This is a genomic window from Paenibacillus sp. FSL R7-0333, from assembly GCF_038000365.1.
Lineage (GTDB): Bacteria > Bacillota > Bacilli > Paenibacillales > Paenibacillaceae > Paenibacillus_AQ > Paenibacillus_AQ silagei.
Genome location: NZ_JBBOBZ010000001.1, coordinates 2,836,592 through 2,855,429 on the forward strand (window position 1 = coordinate 2,836,592; position 18,838 = coordinate 2,855,429).

Here is an 18,838-nt window from a genome sequence, read left to right on the forward strand (position 1 = left end):
CTACCGCAGGTATCATTGAGCAGAAGCAGAGCAGAAAGCCGTCTCCCGTTTTGTGGGAGGCGGCTTTTGCTGCTGCACCTGATAATCGACAAATGCTATCCCGTAACTATACAATGGGTGTTATATCGTGCATAGGATAAGGACCGAAACAAAGGAGGCACACCCATGACGAAGCGGGTAGTCAATAATATTACAGAGCTGATTGGCGGCACGCCGGTTGTACGCTTGAACCGGGTAACCGGACCGGAGGACGCGGAGCTGTATGTGAAGCTGGAGATGTTCAATCCCAGCGGCAGCGTCAAGGACCGGGCGGCTTATAATCTGATCCGGCAGGCGGAGCTGGACGGACGGCTGCAGCCGGGCGGGACAATTATCGAGCCGACTAGCGGAAATACGGGGATTGGACTGGCGATGAACGCGGCAGCGAAGGGGTATAAGGCCATCCTGATCATGCCGGATAATATGACGAAGGAACGGATCAATATCCTGAAGGCTTACGGGGCGGAAGTGGTGCTGACTCCGGCGGCGGAGCGGATGCCCGGCGCGATTGCCAAGGCGGTGGAGCTGGGACGGGAGATCCCCGGCAGCTTCATTCCGCAGCAGTTCGAGAATCCGGCGAACCCGGACATTCACCGCACCACCACCGCGCCGGAGATTCTGGAGCAGATGGAGGGGCGGCTGGATGTCTTCGTTGCCACTTCCGGGACAGGCGGCACCATTACCGGAACCGGAGAGGCGTTGCGTGCGCGATTGCCGGAGCTGCGCGTGGTTGTTGTGGAGCCGCAGGGTTCACCGGTGCTGTCCGGCGGCCAGCCGGGGCCGCATAAGCTGGTGGGGACCAGCCCGGGCTTCGTGCCGGCGATTCTGAATACCGGCATTTACGATGAGATCGTGCAGGTATCCGATGAGGATGCCTTGGAGATGGTAAGAGAACTGGCCCGTACGGAGGGGATTCTGCTCGGACCTTCCGGCGGAGCCGCAGTCTGGACGGCCTTGCAGGAGGCGCGGCGCCTGGGACGGGGCAAGCGGGTGTTATGTATCGCGCCCGATACCGGGGAACGTTACCTCAGCATGGGGATTTTCGACTAAATCATACTGGAGGCTCGCTATGAATCAAGCGAAGCACAGTTTCCGGCACCGGGTAAGTGCGGCCGGAAGTCTTATTCTTACAGCAGCCATAGTCTTTAGCCTGACCGGGTGTGCCCGGACGAATAGCAATGACGCTGCCAGCAGTGCAGCAGCGTCGGCCGGGCCGTCTACCGGCAGTCCATCGCCAGCCGCTCAGCAGACGGATAGCCCGGCAAGTGCGGTCCCAACTGCATCAGCGTCAGCTACGGCCTCTCCAGCCCCGGCTGCCTTACTTGACCCTGCCAAGCTGCAGCCGGTCTTCGGATTCGCGAGTGAGACCGGGAGTCATATTATGGTCACCAGGGAAGAGGAGGGGAGCGGAGAGCAGTTGAAGTCCCTGAACACTGCCATTGGGAACGGGGGGCAGGTGCTGGCTGTGAAGCTGGAGAAGTGGCAGCCGGGCAACGATAACAACAACGGACGGGAGCTGGCGAATAATATTCCGAATATGTCCGGTTATCTGTTCAAGGTAGAGGGTGACGCAGCAATGAGGGATGAGACCTATTATCTGGTTGATTCTGCGGTGTTTCCGCAGGCAGCCTTGCTGGAGCTTCAGCCCGCTGACCCGGCAGGCCCGCAGCTTGCAGCTGGTGATCCGCTTCGTAAGAGTGTAGAAACTGCCAAAGGGCGGAAGATCCAGGCAGCCTGGAAGCTGGCCGGGCTGGGCCCGGACAGACAGCTCTATCTGGTCCAGTTCGTAAGACAGGATAAGAATATGCTGTTTAGCCTTGTCCTGAAGGAAGCCGGAAAGCTAAGCTTCAAGGACTATCCTGCGGAGATTACGGATAATGAATATTCAGTCTGGCGTGTCGATGACGGCGGTGAGGTGAACCCGCAGATGTTCTCCCTGCTGTTCGCGGCACAATCGGCAGAGGGACTACTGCTTGGGCTGAACTGGTGGGGAGCGGAGGGTGTGAACAGCTTTTTCCTGAAGCAGGAAGGCAATGGCTTCACAGAGCTAGCAATCGAATATGGCCGCTATATCTCTCCCTTGTGAGCAGGGCGAACGGACAGCAAGGCTCCCCGTCACTTCTGGGTGACGGAGGAGCCTTGTCTGCCTGTCATATAGATCATCATGATTGGCCTCATCAGCATGTATCCCAGTATCCCGCCGAAGGTGTTCAACAGCAGATCATCCACATCAAACGTTCCAATATAGAAGACGGCTTGTGAGCATTCCAGCACCGCGCTTAACGCGAAGGACCACAGAAGGACACCTGTGAAGGAGCCGCTGCCTTTTCCATTCGGGTTGAGCAGCACCAGGAAGATGCCATAAGGGATAAACAAGGCGATATTTCCCAAGAAATTAATGACGGTGCTAGTGCTGATATGGTGATAGGTGTTAGTCAAGGTGGCCAGTGGGATCAGATTTCCGCGTTGCAGACTGGCGGCAACATGGTCCGGGCTGTGTTGAAGCTGCTGCCATAGAAATGGGAGATCCATCGAACCGAATTTGAACAAAATAATTTTGAACAGAATATATACGTAGACGGTAAACAGTACCTGCAAACCGTATTTTGTCCGCTTGTGTGCCTGATTCATTTCAGATCACCGCTTTCTGTAGATTGTAATGTTATATGGCTTAGTCATTAAGGATATACCGTCATAATCACACCGTTCATATTGTCGCCAGAGAACTCAATGTGCTGGGCGTCAGGAGTGGGAACTGGAGTGTTCCCGTTAACTTCGATATAGGAAATCTGATATTCGACGCCGTTAACGGTAGTGGCGACCGACTTCTGCTCCTTAAGGAATTCAAGGTATTCTTCCAGCGTGAAGTTCTTGTCGCGCATAATCACACTGTGCGGAAGCCCCACATACCGGAAATGCCAAGGCTCATACCGGATGCCGGTGATGTCTGTTTTATCCTCAGGATAGCGCAAAATGAAGCCGTAGTCCCATGCGTTGTCCCGCAGCCATTGCCCTTCAGGGGCATGGCTCATGGACATCTGCGAGGAGCCGATATCCAGCGACAAGCCCAGATTATGCTCGCTGTAGCCGGGTGGCAGGGCGTAATCGGCCCCTTTTTCATCGTATAGCTGCTGCTGCTTGTCATTGTTCCTATATCCGCTGCTGATCAGGAAGCTGTTGATGTCCTCCCCCGCTGCAGCGTGTACCATCTTTGTGAATTTCTCTGCCACTTGCCTGGATAGCAGCGTTTTGTGATCCAGCAGCACGTAGCCGGAAGTCAGCTCCTCATGATCGATCAGACGGACTATGTCCTGGCTGACTCCTGTATCGTGAACGGGGTAATCCTTATTGACCAGCAGCAGGTTCCCTTGGTAGATCTGGCCCTTCGGGATCACTGTCAGATTCTTCGAACCTTTATCTGTAGAGACTTGTACCGTCTTAATATTCAGGTCTGCCTTGGCATCCTCTTGATCCTTGGACATCCACTCATAACCGATCAGCACAGCAATCACAATTACGAATAACCATTTCTTCATATTCTCGTCCTCCTTGTTTCAATGACTTAAGCATAGAGGAGCGTGTTTAAATAGAAGTGGGGGAAAGATAAAGTTTTTCTTAAAACGTCTCCGCTTAAAGTGTTCCAGCTTGAAATGTACATGCAAAAAAACCGTCCTTCTAAAAGGACGGCCACACTGCGGATATAGCTGGAGCAGACTATTGGTTCAGACCCGGCAGACGGACCTCGAAGAGCGTGCGGATCGTGTCACTCTGTACAGAGATCGTCCCCTGATGCTGCTCGACGATATTTTTGGCAATGAACAGACCCAGCCCGGTGCTGCTCTCCTGATGGGTCCGTGCCCGGTCACCTGTATAGAACATATCGAACAGAAAAGGCAGGTCCTCTGCCGAAATCCTATCTCCGTAATTCATGACCTGGACAACGATGGTCTCACCCTCCGGGTAGCAGCGGACATCGACATAACGGCCGTCTTTGCCGTAACGCACCGCATTGGTCAGCAGGTTCTCGAACACCCGGGCCAGCAGCTCCCCGTCCCCGGTAATTTTGAGCTGCGGAGTGACTTCAATGCGGGCCGTCAGCCCGTTGTTCTCCAGCAGAGGATACAATTCCTCGTTTAGCTGGACCAGTAGCTCGCTCAGATCCAGGGGGCGCTGCTCCACGGTAAGCATGCCGTAGTTCATCCGGGTAATCTCGAACAGCTCATCGATTAGCTTTTCCAACCGCTGTGATTTGGTGTAGGCAATCGTGGTGTAATGTTTCACTTGTTCAGCGGTTAACTCCCCGTCCTTCAGCACCAGATCCAGGTAGCCGAGCACAGAGGTCAGCGGAGTCCGCAGATCATGAGCCAGATTCAGCACCAGCTTGTCCTTGCTGTTCTCCGCGAAGTCCCCGCGTTCCACCGCTTCTTCGAGTTTGTCTTTGGCCTGGTTAAGATCGGCGGCAATATCCTCGAATTCATCGTTAGAATGGATTTGAATCCGGCTTTTGAAATCCCCGTTAGCCAGCAGGCGGATATGGTGCGAGATTTCTTTGAAATAGCGGGCATACGGCTTGGTGAACAGGAAGAAGAACAGCAGCGCCAGCGGGATGAAGAAGATCAGGAAGAAATTCAGGTCACCGAAATCGGCAATCAGATAACGGAAGCGGGTAAGCTTGTCTTCATACTTCACCTGAGAGGTATAATACATTTGCAGGCTTTTGTAGAGTACAAAGGTAATAGCGCCGGAGCAAATCATGCTGAGTACCAGCAGTGATATCATTTTGAAGCGGAAGCTGCGGACAAGATTAGCCATTGAACGTGTACCCTACCCCCCAGATCGTTTTGATCCATGTATTTTTACTTTGGTCATCGCCCAGCTTTTTGCGCAAGGTGCGGATATGGACCATCACAGTGTTTCCGCCTTCATAATAAGCCTCACCCCAGATTTGCTGAAAAAGCTGCTCGGCGCTGAATACTTTCTTAGGGTAGCTGGCGAGCAAATACAGGATATCGAATTCCTTCGGCGTCAGCTCCACAGCATTTCCATACAAGGTCACGGAACGGCGGTCCGGATCAACGATTAGCCCCCCGGCTTCTACTACGGCCTTCTGTTCGGCAACCGGCTGGTTCAGCTTCATGGAACGTCTTAGCTGCGCGTTCACTCTGGCGACCAGCTCCATGGGATTGAAGGGCTTGGTCATATAATCGTCGGCGCCGATGACAAGCCCGGTGATTTTATCCAGATCCGAAGTCTTCGCGCTTACAAAAATAATCGGCAGCCCATGCTGCTCCCGGATCTGCCGGGTCACCTCATACCCGTCCAGCCCGGGCATCATAATATCCAGAATCGCCAGGTCGATATGCCTGGACTGGATGACCTGCACCGCCGCCGGGCCGCTCGTAACCTTTATAGGGTGGTATCCTTCTTTTTCCAAATGCAGTCCGATCAGATCAGCAATCTCGGGATCATCGTCGGCGATTAGAATCGTAATCCGTTTCATATGATTATCTCTCCTGTAGTGTCAGCATGAATGTATACTTGATTGCATGTTATTCCTAGTGTACCCTATCGGATATGGTTTCGCTAACTGTTATGATAGGACGATGGGAGCTATGAAGGGAATGATTTAACTTTTAAATACTTAATTCTGTAACATATTCGGACGGGTATAGCCCTAAAGAGTCATGCCGCCGGTCACCCGGAAATGGTAAAATAACGAACAGAAATTAGGGAGGGAACCGTGACGTATACCCGAATTAAAGTGCTAATCCTGCTGATTCCAACAGTCATGGTGGGTATCTGGGAGTGGGTGAGACATCAGTTCCTGATGCAGTACATTTCCATGGATACAGGAAACTACTTAACACCTGTATTGGTCTTTATGTTCAGTATTATTCTGCTGCTGCCGCTCTTTCGCCTCATGGAGCGCAATCAGCGGGAGCTGGAGCAGGAGCGGGCGGCAACCGGAGCGATGGAAGCACGGGAGGCGCTGGCAAAAGAGCTGCATGACGGAATGGCCCAGTCCCTGTTCCTGCTCTCTGTGCGGATCGACCGGCTGGAGCATAGCCGCAAGGACGGCGGGATCAGCGCGGACAGTGTGGATCAGATCAAGAAGACCGTTCACGAGGTGAACCGTTATGTACGTCAGGCCATTGCCAATCTGAAGGTGCCGGTGAGCGGCGCGGAGAGCTTCTCGCTGGAGCGTTCTATCCATGAGCAGCTGGCGGCAATAGCCGGAGAAGTCATGATCGAGGTATCGCTGGACTGGCATCTGGAAGAGCAGGTGCTCACACCGGCGGAACAGGCAGAGCTGTTGTCCTGCATTCGTGAAGCGATTATTAACGTGCGTAAGCACACACGTGCGGGCAAGGTATCCGTATCGGGCCAAGGGAATGAGCATGGCTGGCGTGTAACCATTGCAGATGATGGTGCTGGAATTGAGCATGACGATCCTTTTGCAGTGAACAGCAGCTATGGCCTGCAGATTATGAGGGAACGGTCCCGTAGTATGGGCTGGACGCTTCAACTTCACTCAGGAGCGGATGGAACCACTGTAGAAATTACGAAGGGGGAGGTGCAAGATGGAACGCTGCCGGGTGCTGATCGTCGATGACCATGCGCATGCACGTGAAGCGATGATCGAGATTGTGGGACTGGATGAACGGTTTGAAGTGATTGGTGCGGTGGCCAGCGGAGCTGAGGCGATCGTCTGGACCGGGCAATGGATGCCCGACCTGATCCTGATCGATATCGAAATGCCGGGAATGGACGGTCTGGAGACCACGCGGCGCATTAAGCTGGAATACCCGTATGTCCGGATTGTCATTGTCACCGTGTCGGATGAGATCTCTTATCTGTTCGAAGCACTTAAGCAGGGCGCGCAGGGGTACCTCCTGAAGAACCTGGCCCCGTCCACCTGGATCGAATATCTGCTGGCAATTGTAAGCGAAGAGGTGCCATTGAGCCGGGAGCTGGCATTCCAGATTCTGAAGGAGTTCGCGGTCACCTCCGTCAAGGAGGAGCGGGAGGCATTAACGGCGCGGGAGAAGGAGATACTGGGCTGTGTATCCTCCGGGTCCACCAATAAGGAGATTGCCGCCACCCTCGGGATCTCCGAGCATACGGTCAAGAATCACCTGAAGAACATTCTGCAGAAGCTTCAGCTTCAGAACCGCACGCAGCTCACAAGGTACGCCTTGGAGCAGGGACTGGCTTCGCGGGAGCGGGATTTTCCGGGGAAGAGATAGAGCTTAAGATAGCGTGGACAGGCCCAATATCCATTATTAGAGAATAGGGGAGATTTCATTGAATAGAATGTTTCGCAAAATAGCAGCACTGGCCGCACCGGCAGCCGCCGCACTACTGTTGTTCGCAGCCGTGGCGAGCGCCCACGTAACCGTTAGTCCAGCCCAGTCCAGCACGGGGGCCTGGGAGACGTATACCCTGAAAGTACCGTCTGAAAAAGAAAGCGCCACCGTCCAGGTGGATCTGCGGATTCCGGCAGGCGCGGAATTTAAGCAATACGAAGCCACTCCCGGCTGGGAAGTAACGGTTGAGGGGAATAAGGTGAGCTGGATTGCGAAGGATGGCGGCATTCAGGCCGGACAGTTCCAGCGCTTCTACTTCACAGCCAAGAACCCGGACTCCGCAGGCGATATCGCCTGGGATGCCTATCAGCACTATGCGGATGGCAGCCTCGTGCAATGGTCCGGCGAACCCGGCTCGGAATCCCCGCATTCCATTACCGCCATCGCTGAAGCCTCCGGCAGCGCCGACGGCGGCCACGGCCACGGTGCCGCAGACATGTCCGGCTCCGGCACGATGACCATGGACGAGCATCAGGCCATTGTGGAGAAGGAAGGCGCCAGCACCGGCACCTCGCCGATGGTTTACATTACCCTCGGCATCTCCCTGGTCTCCTTCCTGCTGGCGGCGATTGCTTTGCTTCGGGGGAAGCAGGAGTAGGGCTTAGAGAACCCTGTGTCAGAAGGTGCAGTCCGCCTTCCGGTGCAGGGTTCTTTGTACTCTAAATCCGCCAACCTTTATTAAGGAAGCAGCCCTTTAGCTTGCAGCACTGCAAGTTTGGCTTCGGGAATAGCCCGCTGCAGCTCTCCGTTATGTATATCAATACCTTCCCAGTGGACATACACGAAAAAATCATCAGTAACCGGCACTTGAACGGTTAAGTCCTGCTCATTGAAAGAATAGGCGATTTCCTGCCAGAAATCCTGCCGTTCTTTCTCGCACAATAAACTTCCGCCTTTCAGATTCCAATATACATAAAGCGCCCGCAGCTTCTCAAGCAGCTCTTCATTCTCAATTCCGGTAAACCAAGACGGCTGTATTTGGTCGTAAATCCGTATACTTCGGTATAACAGTGGGGTCTAAAGTTTATCTACTAATGTATTGCAGGTAAGCTCAAGAATCGCGGTGATATAATCCGGATCGTTGGATTCATGAGTGTGTGATCACTGTATTCTTATAATAGACTATTTGCTAATATGGGAGTGCTTTGCTTCATAACAAAAACAGGCCCGGACGAAATCGTTCAGGCCTGCTTACATAAGCATAAAAAATAGAACTTTACAGCCGCTTCCGCTTATAGAATGTAACAAATACTGCTGCCAGTAAAAGCAGTACAATGGCTACACCGGTAGTAATAGCTTCGCTGGTGCTGCCTTGCGGCTGCCCGTTGGTTCCTTGGCCGCCGAAGTCGCCACCAGGGAAACCGCCACCAGGGAAGTCACCCATACCGCCACCCGGTCCGTTGCCGCCCTCAGGGAAGGGCATTCCGCCCTCAGGGAAGGCCGCACCGCCGGGAACGCCGCCTTGGCCGGCCTGCGCTTGACCCTGCGGCATCCCGCCTTGGGCCGCACCGTCACCGCCCTCCACTGCCCCGACGTTACCGCCTGGCATCGCCGCGTCCGCGCCTGCCTGACCCTGCGCCGCGCCACCAGCCGCGGCGCCGAATTCGCCGCCCATGCCGCCAAAACCGCCACCGCTTCCTTTGCCGTCATTGGTGGATGGAATTGTGCCGTCAAGCTGCTGCTTGATGTTGTCTGCCAAGGTGGACATAAATGTCTTCACCGCTTCGATGCCGCTCTCATACTGCTCGAAGGTATAGAAGGCGGAAGGGTCAGCCTTCACATAGCTAGAGATCATGGCGTTCAGCTCGTTGATCCGGGCCTGGAAGTTCTCGTCTTTCAGGTAGCCATCCAGCGCGCTGCTGACAATTTCATGATATTGTGTTAAATAGGTCTCGTTCGCCAGCAGCTTCGCTACCAGCGGCCGCTCTGCAAGCGCACCTTGGGTAGGCTCGTCTATCAGCACATCCGATCCGCCCAAGCCGCCGAAGGCCATATTGTAATCCCAAGGCAGGATAGAGAAGACGCCTTCGTCTTCATACAGGTAATAATTCTGCTTGGTGCTGCCGAGGTAGCTGTCCATATTGCCGGTTACTGCGTTGAGGGCAATATATCCGAGGGCATCCTCCACGTTAATGTATTTTTCATAATCGGTGCCGTTGTTTAACTCATCCAGCATGTCGATGAGAATGTTATCGTTTGATTTCTCCGACTTCATCCCAAGTCCGGTATAGAGTGAAGCATCGTCCCCAAGCCAGACCAGATCTCCGCCCTGACCCGTCATCTGGCCTTTATAGAGTGCGCCGTAAGAGTTGCCGAAATGGCGTTCCAGATAGGCATCGCCGATCTGCTCTACCGCAAGGTAGAAGCCTTTAAGCTCCCCGTTGACATAGATGTTGACGAAGGAGTATTTTGGGGTGGCCAGACCCATGCTTTCCGCAAGCTCATAGGTCAGGAATTCCCGCATGTATGAGGTATCGGAATAGTTGTTGTTTAGATTGATTTTGGTAAGCCCGAACAGGCTCTGATTCACATACTCGTCAAAAGACAGCTTGAAGCTGTACCGGTCCGAATCGTTCATCTGAACGACACTGCGCAGACTTAAGTTCCCTTTGGTCCGCACTCCGACATTGTCCATTTGAATGCCGTTATATTCGACGGAGGCCATCTTGTATTCCTCGGCGCTGGCATTGTCCATCATATCCTGGTAATCTTCCGGGTCCAGCGTGATTTTGACATCTATAACCTTGTCTTTCAGAAAAACCTCTGTATCGAGACTCTGTTCCTCGCTGGATACCGCCTTGTCCTGCTTATCTGTCTGGTCCGTGTTATTCACCGCAGACGGAGTGGCTGTCTGACAACCAGCAATAGCGGCAACCAGCAGCAGGCAGCAAACAATCACCAGAACCTGCTTACCTCGTGCTTTCATCTTGGGCACCGCCTTTCATGTATATGGGGCCACCGGCCTTCAGCAGACCTGGGGTCATGATACATAATCGCCGCTGTAGCTGATCAGCAGGGCATTTTTGACGCCGGTAAGGGCAGAGACGGAGTTGACGAATCCGCCTTCCTTATCATCCAGCCTCAGCTCAAGCGTAAGCTCAATATTGCCGGCCGTTACCGTTTTTTGCTTCATATTATACCGTTTCACCGATTTGTTCAGATGGCTGTGTATTTCGCGCTCGCTGTCGTCGCTGTCGCAGTTTATCACCAGCAGATAGGGAGTTTCAATCGCAGAACGTTTGATGAACAGGAACAGGATCAGGCCGATGATGATGGAGCCGATAATGGCCAGTGTGAAGAAGCCCGCGCCTGTTACGATTCCGGCAACGGCTGCCCAGAACAGGAAGATCAGGTCGGTTGGATCTTTAATAGGAGTTCTGAAGCGGACGATAGACAGTGCGCCGACCATACCAAGCGACAGCACGAGGTTGGAGTTAATCGCGATGATTACAGTTGCAGTGATCATGGTCATGCCCATCAGGGAGACGTTGAAGCTTTTGGAGTACAGGACTCCGCTGAAGACCCGTTTGTACAGAATGTAGATGAAGAAGCCGATCAGAAAAGCCACGCTGAGCGTGATCAGTATTTTGGAGATGCTGATGTCGGAGATGAAGTTATCGACCACAGAGCTTTTAATCATATCGGAAAAAGTGGTTGTGGTATCGTTCGCTTCTTTTGTTGCGGCTGCAGCTATAGTTGCTGTATTGCTCATTTCAATAATCCTCCCAGGAGTTGGTTTTTAGAAATTTCCGGCAAATAACGTATTTTGAAGCGGACTGCCGGTGCAGCCCCTCGAGCTGGAGGGCAATCCTGATATAATCGGGCAGGTATTCGTCGAATTTGACTTCGAAAATAATAAAGTTCCCGTCAAGCGCCTGGACCGGCTGCAGATCTTTACTGAATATATCCATAGCATGCAGTCCTGTACGAAGCTCCTTGTCGAAAGTAATCCGCACATTGCCGCTATGGCATACATAAGGCTCGCGGACGTAATCGACAATTACCTTCGGGCGTAGCAGGTTATGGCGCATCTGGTTATACAGCTCCATAAACAGCGGACTCTCCGGCACATTCAGCACCTCATAGTTGCCGGCCATAATCTCATCGTACATCTCACGTGTCAGCGGTTCTTTGATTTTGGCGATATAATCGTCCATCTTGATTTTTTTCTCAAAATGAATGATATCGTCCTGAATGTTATAGATGCGAATACGGTATTTGGCCCGCTCCCGCAGGCCCCCGAGCTTATCGGCCAACGCTGTATTGTTCATATCATCAAAATACAGGCTGCGGATATGGTATTCACCGCCCTCATTGGCATTCCGGTCGGCATCCATTAAGCTTTGGAGCCGCTGCCGGATGATAAGGTATTGATGATGGTTAATGAAAAATTTCAGCTCAGACCGGAATTGCAGCTTCTTGCTCATCTCACACCTCATTTCTCTCTCTAAGTTTTTTGTATTTGTATAATCTGGCCGGTAACCCGAGTGTATGGGACAAACCTTATGGTTTTCTTAAATTAAACTGAACGTCCGCTGAATGTTTTTACACTGCGTTTACAAATTACACGAAATGGAAGGTTATGCCGGACCGGGATTTGACTTCCTGCTGTCGCTGGGGCTACCCTTGGATAGAACCGGGAATAGCGAATTGGTGTTACAGAGAATTGAGGATTGTAGCAGCAGGGTGGAGGGAGCATATGAAAGATTTGAGAACATTCATCATCATCGGAATCATAGCCGCAGTATTAATCGTGCTGGCGCTTAGTCTGGAAAGGTTCCAGGTGGAGCGGGCTGCAGAGGACAAAACTGGCAGACTTTCAGTTGCGGTATATGATCTGGTCAGCACGATAAAAGGCGATGCGGCCACCAGCCGCGCATTCACCTGGTACACAGGAGACCAGGGAGCGGATGGATGGCTGGAGGTCGAGAAGGGCGAGGCAGCTGATTTTACCGGAGACGGGGTGATCAGGGTTCAGGCAGTGCATACCACGATCAAGACGGATCAGGGTACAAGAGGGGTCCACAAAGCCGAGATTACCGGACTTGAGCCGGGAACCCTTTACACTTACCGGGTAGGCAGCGGAGAGGAAGGGGAGTGGAGCCTTTCGTACGAATTCCATACAGCGGAGCTGGACAGCGGCCAGGTGACTTTTATTAACGTTACAGATTCCCAAGGGATTGTGGACGGGGATTTTGCCATCTGGGGCAACACCCTGGAACAGGCGTTCAAGACCTTTCCGGCAGCAAAATTCACCCTGCATAACGGGGATCTGACGGAGGAGCCAACGGATTCTGGGGCGTGGAACAGCTTTTTTGGTTATGTTCAGAACCGGGTGGCTAGTGTGCCGCTGATGCCGGTGACCGGTAATCATGAAGAGATCAATGGAGATGCGGAGCTGTTCACCTCACATTTCAATCTGCCGGATAACGGGGCCAAGGGCTCTATTGAAGGCACTTCCTACTCATTTGATTACGGTCCGGTTCACGTGACGGTGCTGAATACAGAGAGCAATCTGAAGAAGCAGGCCGACTGGCTGAAGCAGGATCTGGCAGGCACGGATAAGCCATGGACAATTATTGCGATGCACCGTCCGGCTTATGGCGGGAACATGTACAGCAAGGTGGGGGACTGGACGGAGATTTTTGACAAATATAACGTGGATCTTGTGCTGCAGGGACATAACCATGAATATTCCCGCTCCTACCCGCTGCGCGCCGGCAAAATCGTGTCCGAAGGAGAGCGTCAGACCGGTGCAACAGGAGGGACAGTCTATGTGGTGACCAACGCCTCCGGGGTCAAATTCAACGAGAAGAAGGAAGACCAGTTCTACCATAAGGTTCATTTCCAGAATAACCAGCCGATGTTCGCCGGAATTATGGTCAGCGGGGATACCTTGACGTACCAGGCATATGATACCAATGGCAAAAAGCTGGATGAGTTTGTGCTTACCCATTAGGATTCAGAGGATAGAGGTTCTTATGGATGTCATTCCGTGAGAACCTTTTACTGTTAAAATAATAATAAAAATTGTGAAAATGGTGCGCTAATTGCTGACAAAATTCCCGCATAATCAACCATTTTCTCTCACGGAACGGGCGAAACCTGCTCTATAATGGAAGCGTTACCAAAGAATGCTTGGGGAGGTAAGGATCATGAGTCGAAAACGTATCCGAAGACTAGGAACACTCGTCCTGCTGGCAGCGATGTCAGGCTCTTTGTTTAACGTTGCTCCCGCTGTAACCCATGCCGCAGCCAGTGAAGATTACAGCTGGAACAGTGTGGTTACCGGTGCGGGCGGCGGTTTTGTGCCGGGGATTATTTTCAACCAGAGTGAACCGAATCTGATCTACGCGCGGACGGATATTGGCGGGGCTTACCGCTGGAACGAGGCGGACGGGAGCTGGATTCCGCTGACGGACAGCGTTGGGTGGGCGGATTGGAACAAGAATGGTGTCGATGCGCTGGCTACCGATCCGGTTGATCCGGACAAGGTGTATATGGCAACCGGGACGTATACGAATTCCTGGGATGGCAATGGCCAAATTATGCGTTCCAGCGACCGTGGGGATACCTGGCAGTCTACGCCGCTTCCGTTCAAGGTTGGAGGCAATATGCCTGGACGTTCAGCCGGGGAACGGCTGGTCATTGACCCGAATAAGAACAGCATCCTGTTCTTCGGGGCGCGGAGCGGGAACGGTCTGTGGAAGAGCGTGGATTCCGGGGTGACCTGGTCCAAGGTTAACTCCTTCACTAACGTAGGAACGTATGTCCAGAATCCGGCGAATGAGTATCAGAGTGATATCGTGGGCTTGTCCTGGATTACTTTTGACAAAAGCACCGGCTCTGCCGGACAAGCTACCCAGACGATCTATGTCGGTGTCGCAGATACCGCCAAAAGTGTGTTCCGAAGCACAGATGGAGGTGCAACCTGGTCAGCGCTGCCGGGACAGCCGGTAGGCCTTCTTCCGCATCATGGGGAACTGTCCGCAACTGGTGATCTGTATATTACTTACAGTGACGGGGTGGGTCCATACGACGGAAGCAAGGGCGAGGTCTGGAAATGGAATACAACCAGCGGCATCTGGACAAATATCAGCCCTTCCACAGGGGCCGATAACTTCTACGGCTTCGGGGGGCTTGCGTTGGATGCCCAGCATCCGAATACGGTCATGGTTACCAGCTTAAATTCCTGGTGGCCGGACGGGGTCATCTTCCGCAGTAAGGACGGCGGGGAAACCTGGAGCCGGATCTGGGATTGGGGCTTCTATCCGGAGCGCAATTACAAGTTCGAGATGGATATCACGGCGGCACCGTGGTTGAATCTCGGGTTGACCTCAACCTCGCTTGATCCCGCGCCGAAGCTGGGCTGGATGATGGGGGATCTGGAGATTGACCCGTTCAACTCGGACCGGATGATGTACGGCACCGGCGCAACGATCTACGGTACGAATAACCTCGGGGACTGGGACACCGGCGGTAAGGTCAACATATCCGTGATGGCCAAAGGAGTAGAAGAGACCGCAGTGCTCGGGCTGATCAGCCCGCCAGCGGGTGCCCACCTGATTACCGCGCTTGGTGATGTGTCCGGCTTCCGGTATGAGGATCTAACAGCGGCACCCGTCAAGTTCCAGACCAGCCCTTCCTGGGCCAGCACGAACAGTATCGATTATGCGGAGCTGGACCCGGCCTATGTTGTCCGTGTCGGCGGTGTGGACAAAGAGAAATATCCGAACGGTAAGTCGATTGGGATCTCGAATGACAACGGCAAGAACTGGTACATGCCGAATGCAGAACCCTCCAAAGGAGGCAGTACCACGGTAGGGCAGGGTCAGGTAGCTGTATCTGCCAGTGGGAATGCGCTGCTGTGGAGCACCTCGGATATCGGGGTCTTTTACTCCAAGTCAGGCGGCAACTCCTGGACGGCGAGCAGCGGAATTCCTGCCGGAGCGAAGATAGCATCCGACCGGGTGAATCCAAATAAATTCTATGGCTTCTATGAGGGCAAGCTCTATGTCAGTACAGATAGCGGAGCTACCTTCACAGCTACGGCTGCGACCGGCTTGCCAGCCAATAACGTAAACGGGCTGCAGCCGAGCCAGGCGCAAGTGAGCCTGAAGGCCATGCCGGGCGTGGAAGGCGATATCTGGTTTGCCGGAGGACACCCGCTGGATAAGTACGGCATCTGGCATTCTACCAACTCTGGGGCAAGCTTCACGAAGCTGAGCAATGTGGAAGAAGCGGACCTGATCGGGTTTGGTAAGGCCGCACCCGGTGAGAATTATATGGCACTCTATACTGTAGCCCAGATCGACGGGGTAAGAGGAGTGTTCCGCTCAGATGATGCCGGAGCCAGCTGGGTGCGGATTAACGATGACGCCCACCAGTATGCCAGAATCAACATGGCAATTACCGGCGATCCGCGGATCTATGGACGCGTGTATCTGGGAACCAACGGACGCGGGACCTTATATGCTGATCCCGTGAATCCTCCGGCAGCAGGCTCCGTCATTACGCCGGTCACGGCCAGCTTCGATAAGAAGACAGCGAATCAGAACGACATCGAAGTAGCGATGACCTTGAACGGGAATACCCTGGATTCCATTACCAATGGTGCTTCTACATTATCCGCTGGAACGGATTATACGGTGAGCGGTTCCACAGTGACGATCCATAAGGCTTATCTGGCGGCACAGGCTGTGGGAACAACCACCCTAAGCTTCCATTTCAGTGCCGGAGCTGCGAAGACCTTAACGGTTACGGTGGCGGATACGACAACAACGGCTAATGATTCAACCATCACACCGGTCACGGCCAGCTTCGACAAGAAGACAGGGAACCAGAGCGACATCGAAGTAGCGATGGCCTTGAACGGGAATACTTTAGCTTCTGTTAAAAATGGTTCGGCGGCGTTAACCGCCGGAACGGATTATACGGTGAGCGGATCGGCTGTGACGATCCACAAGGCCTATCTGGCAGCACAGTCTGTGGGAACAACCACCTTGAGCTTCCAGTTCAGTGCCGGCGCATCGCAGAGCCTGACGGTCACGGTTACAGATACGACTGCACCAGTGGATGGCGGTCTGAAGGTCCAGATGTTCAATAGCAGCACGGCTGCTGCTGTCAATGCCCTCAGTCCGCGCATCAAGCTGGTGAATACCGGCACGGCTGCGGTCACCCTCGCTGATGTGAAGCTCAGATATTATTACACTAGTGATGGCGAGCAGGCCCAGAATTTCTTCTGTGACTGGTCCCAGGTAGGGAGCGCCAATGTGACTGGGACGTTCGTGAAGCTTCCGGCAGCCTTGAGCGGCGCGGATCATTACCTGGAGCTGGGCTTCACAGCAGCAGCAGGCTCGCTTGCTCCGGGAGCCAGCATAGATATTCAGATGCGGGCCTCCAAGGCAGATTGGAGCAATTACTCCCAGACCGGCGATTATTCCTTCAATCCAGCAGGCACAGCTCCTGCGGATTGGGCCAAGCTTCCGGCCTATATCTCCGGCAGTCTGGTATGGGGGATTGAGCCCTTGTAATCTGTAACGCATAGCCAGGGAGGTTCCGGCGGCAGCAAAAGAACCGGTTGCACATGATGAAATTCATGGGCAGCCGGTTTTTGATATGTCAGGATGTAATAAATTGCATATCAAGGGAACCTTCCACCGCCAGCGGACCAATATAGAGTGTAAGCAAGATAGAGAGGGGAGAGGAAGATGACGGAAGAAGAGCTTCGGGAATGTCTGCAAAGGCTGGAACAAGGAGATAAAGAAGCCTTCACCTTACTACATAACACCATTAGGCAGCAGGTGTACGGAACCGTCCGCCTGCTGGTGAACCGGCAGGCTGATGTGGCTGATGTAGTCAATGAAATCTACATCGAGCTATTCCGCTGCTTGCCGCAGTATGACTGCAAACGGCCTTTCGGAGCCTGGCTGAACGGTATGATCGTCAGGCAATGCAGCAACTGGAACCGCAGAAGCTGGCGCAGGCTGCGGCTCATGAACCGCACCCGGGAGCATGCATCTGAGAGTCTGTATCCGGGAGCGGACGCGCAGCTTCTGGTCCAGGAACAGCAGGGAGAGCTGATGCAGCTGGTCAGCGGACTGCCGCCTAAGCTCCGCAGCGTAATTGTCCTGCGTTACTACGGAGAGTGCAGCTATGACGAGATTGCTGCGGCCCTGGACATCCCGCTGGGAACCGCCAAATCCAGGCACCATAAGGCGCTGCGCAAGCTGCGGCAGAATGTGGTATTTACAGCGGACGATGAGATGAAGGGGGAATGGACATGTCTGTCGGAAATCAACTGAAGCAGGAGTTCAACAGGTATAAACAACATACAACGATGCCGGAGCCGCTGGAGCAGCGGTTAGCAGCGAGCTTTGAGCAATTCCAGCAGCCGCAGCAGAGAGGAAATAGGCCCGTGCGCGCGCGCGGGACAGCGAGGATCGCCCTGGTACTCTGCGGACTGATGCTCTTCGGAGGCGTGGTCTATGGTGCGGAGCGGCTATGGCAGGTTACCTATGGTGCAACCAGTTTGGAAGTAGATATTCATGAGGGCGCTAATGAGTCAACAGCTTTTGCCAACCAGACCCGGCGGGTGATTAGAGAGATTCAGTCTCAGCTTGCTGATAATGAATCGGCTATGCTGTTAATTGCTAGATCAAACGGGATGAAGGAGCTCCGTATGATCAACCGTCCGCAGATATTCACAGATATCGAAAGCTGGAAGAAGGCTACAGAGCCTGTCACAGGTAAGCTGGCCGTGCCGGGCAGAATGCCGGAAGAATACCATTTTGCCGAAGGAAGATCCGACAGTACAGTGGGCATTACAGATAGCTCCTGGGTTAAAAAATACACCAATGTCCTTACCAAGCGGCTGAAGCCCGGTGAGCATTACGCCTGGATCAAGAGCTTCAATGTGCCCAACCAGCAGGCCGGGACGGTCAGTCCTGAGCTGGTGTACCAAGGTCCTAAGGGAGAAAATGATTACATCTCCGTTACTTATTCCCCGCTTACTCCGTGGGCACAGCTTACATCTGATGTTTGGGCGGATACAAAGGTTGAGCATCTGAAGGTAAAATCTCAGGAAGCCTTGTATGTTGAAAACCGCCAAGCCTATGAGAATAACAGCAATGGCTATTATGCTTATATCCGCTGGATTGAGCTGCGGGAGAACGAGGAGAGAAATATAATGCATGAGGTAGGGACCGGATCGCCTGAAGTCACCAGAGAGATGCTGCTAAAAGTGGCGGAAGGCCTGCGTTAACCTAGAGCGGCGGTAAGACCGTGCAGACACATATAAACCTCTATTGTTGATCAGTACATCAACAATAGAGGTTTATATTGTTACCACTATACCCATGTTAGTCTCAGACTCCTTATCCTATCCTTTGTACTCAGCCGGGTAGAAATGGTCCGAGGTGGCAGTATATTTG

At 53.3% G+C, this 18,838-nt stretch carries 17 protein-coding genes; 9 read left to right on the top strand and 8 right to left on the bottom strand.

Features of this window, described 5'->3' with window-relative positions; all coding sequences use genetic code 11:
• Positions 1–165 precede the first annotated feature (165 nt).
• Complete coding sequence (cysK, locus tag MKY86_RS11555) at positions 166–1,089, top strand: cysteine synthase A (RefSeq protein WP_076074136.1); 924 nt, start codon at positions 166–168, stop codon at positions 1,087–1,089.
• 19 nt (positions 1,090–1,108) lie between these two features.
• Complete coding sequence (locus MKY86_RS11560) at positions 1,109–2,125, top strand: hypothetical protein (protein ID WP_076074139.1); 1,017 nt, start codon at positions 1,109–1,111, stop codon at positions 2,123–2,125.
• Between the two features lie 29 nt (positions 2,126–2,154).
• Here the strand turns inward: MKY86_RS11560 and MKY86_RS11565 are convergent, their stop codons facing one another.
• The 4 genes from MKY86_RS11565 to MKY86_RS11580 all read right to left on the bottom strand — a co-directional run bounded on the left by MKY86_RS11565 (position 2,155) and on the right by MKY86_RS11580 (position 5,539).
• Positions 2,155–2,670, bottom strand: a complete 516-nt coding sequence (locus MKY86_RS11565) for a VanZ family protein (RefSeq protein WP_076074141.1) — start codon at positions 2,668–2,670, stop codon at positions 2,155–2,157.
• A gap of 47 nt (positions 2,671–2,717) precedes the next feature.
• Positions 2,718–3,575 carry a M15 family metallopeptidase gene (locus tag MKY86_RS11570; protein ID WP_076074144.1) on the bottom strand — a complete coding sequence of 286 codons (858 nt, stop codon included), beginning with the start codon at positions 3,573–3,575 and terminating at the stop codon, positions 2,718–2,720.
• A 178-nt stretch (positions 3,576–3,753) separates the two neighbouring features.
• Entirely contained in the window at positions 3,754–4,851 is a 1,098-nt protein-coding gene (locus MKY86_RS11575; RefSeq protein WP_076074147.1) for a HAMP domain-containing sensor histidine kinase, read from the bottom strand.
• Positions 4,844–5,539: a response regulator transcription factor gene (locus MKY86_RS11580; RefSeq protein WP_076074149.1), complete on the bottom strand. Its 696-nt coding sequence runs from the start codon at positions 5,537–5,539 to the stop codon at positions 4,844–4,846. The genes MKY86_RS11575 and MKY86_RS11580 overlap by 8 nt, the downstream gene beginning before the upstream one ends.
• A 240-nt stretch (positions 5,540–5,779) precedes the next feature.
• Between MKY86_RS11580 and MKY86_RS11585 the strand changes: the two genes are divergently transcribed.
• The 3 genes from MKY86_RS11585 (at position 5,780) to MKY86_RS11595 (ending at position 8,004) form a co-directional block, all read left to right on the top strand.
• The gene (locus MKY86_RS11585) at positions 5,780–6,652 is read left to right on the top strand and encodes a sensor histidine kinase (RefSeq protein ID WP_076074152.1); all 873 of its coding nucleotides are present in this window, start codon (positions 5,780–5,782) and stop codon (positions 6,650–6,652) included.
• Entirely contained in the window at positions 6,621–7,286 is a 666-nt protein-coding gene (locus MKY86_RS11590) for a response regulator (protein ID WP_076074154.1), read from the top strand. Before MKY86_RS11585 ends, MKY86_RS11590 begins: the two co-directional genes overlap by 32 nt.
• 67 nt (positions 7,287–7,353) lie before the next feature.
• Complete coding sequence (locus tag MKY86_RS11595) at positions 7,354–8,004, top strand: DUF1775 domain-containing protein (RefSeq protein WP_076074157.1); 651 nt, start codon at positions 7,354–7,356, stop codon at positions 8,002–8,004.
• Positions 8,005–8,084: 80 nt separating this feature from the next.
• Here MKY86_RS11595 and MKY86_RS11600 read toward each other — a convergent pair whose 3' ends face one another.
• From MKY86_RS11600 to MKY86_RS11615, 4 genes are all read right to left on the bottom strand, one after another.
• The gene (locus MKY86_RS11600) at positions 8,085–8,288 is read right to left on the bottom strand and encodes a hypothetical protein (protein ID WP_076074159.1); all 204 of its coding nucleotides are present in this window, start codon (positions 8,286–8,288) and stop codon (positions 8,085–8,087) included.
• Between the two features lie 334 nt (positions 8,289–8,622).
• Entirely contained in the window at positions 8,623–10,332 is a 1,710-nt protein-coding gene (locus MKY86_RS11605; RefSeq protein WP_076074162.1) for a CotH kinase family protein, read from the bottom strand.
• 54 nt (positions 10,333–10,386) lie between these two features.
• A complete protein-coding gene (locus MKY86_RS11610) occupies positions 10,387–11,118 on the bottom strand; it encodes a DUF4956 domain-containing protein (protein ID WP_076074164.1) in 732 nt (243 codons plus the stop codon).
• A gap of 1 nt (position 11,119) precedes the next feature.
• Positions 11,120–11,833 carry a polyphosphate polymerase domain-containing protein gene (locus tag MKY86_RS11615; protein ID WP_076074167.1) on the bottom strand — a complete coding sequence of 238 codons (714 nt, stop codon included), beginning with the start codon at positions 11,831–11,833 and terminating at the stop codon, positions 11,120–11,122.
• 272 nt (positions 11,834–12,105) lie between these two features.
• Here MKY86_RS11615 and MKY86_RS11620 point away from each other — a divergent pair, with 272 nt between their 5' ends.
• The 4 genes from MKY86_RS11620 to MKY86_RS11635 all read left to right on the top strand — a co-directional run bounded on the left by MKY86_RS11620 (position 12,106) and on the right by MKY86_RS11635 (position 18,669).
• Positions 12,106–13,365, top strand: a complete 1,260-nt coding sequence (locus tag MKY86_RS11620; protein WP_076074169.1) for a purple acid phosphatase family protein — start codon at positions 12,106–12,108, stop codon at positions 13,363–13,365.
• A gap of 196 nt (positions 13,366–13,561) precedes the next feature.
• The gene (locus tag MKY86_RS11625) at positions 13,562–16,939 is read left to right on the top strand and encodes a X2-like carbohydrate binding domain-containing protein (protein WP_076074172.1); all 3,378 of its coding nucleotides are present in this window, start codon (positions 13,562–13,564) and stop codon (positions 16,937–16,939) included.
• 177 nt (positions 16,940–17,116) lie between these two features.
• The gene (locus MKY86_RS11630) at positions 17,117–17,710 is read left to right on the top strand and encodes a sigma-70 family RNA polymerase sigma factor (RefSeq protein ID WP_076074175.1); all 594 of its coding nucleotides are present in this window, start codon (positions 17,117–17,119) and stop codon (positions 17,708–17,710) included.
• Positions 17,689–18,669, top strand: coding sequence for a hypothetical protein (locus MKY86_RS11635; protein WP_076074177.1), 981 nt, complete (start codon positions 17,689–17,691; stop codon positions 18,667–18,669). The genes MKY86_RS11630 and MKY86_RS11635 overlap by 22 nt, the downstream gene beginning before the upstream one ends.
• Positions 18,670–18,838 lie beyond the last annotated feature (169 nt).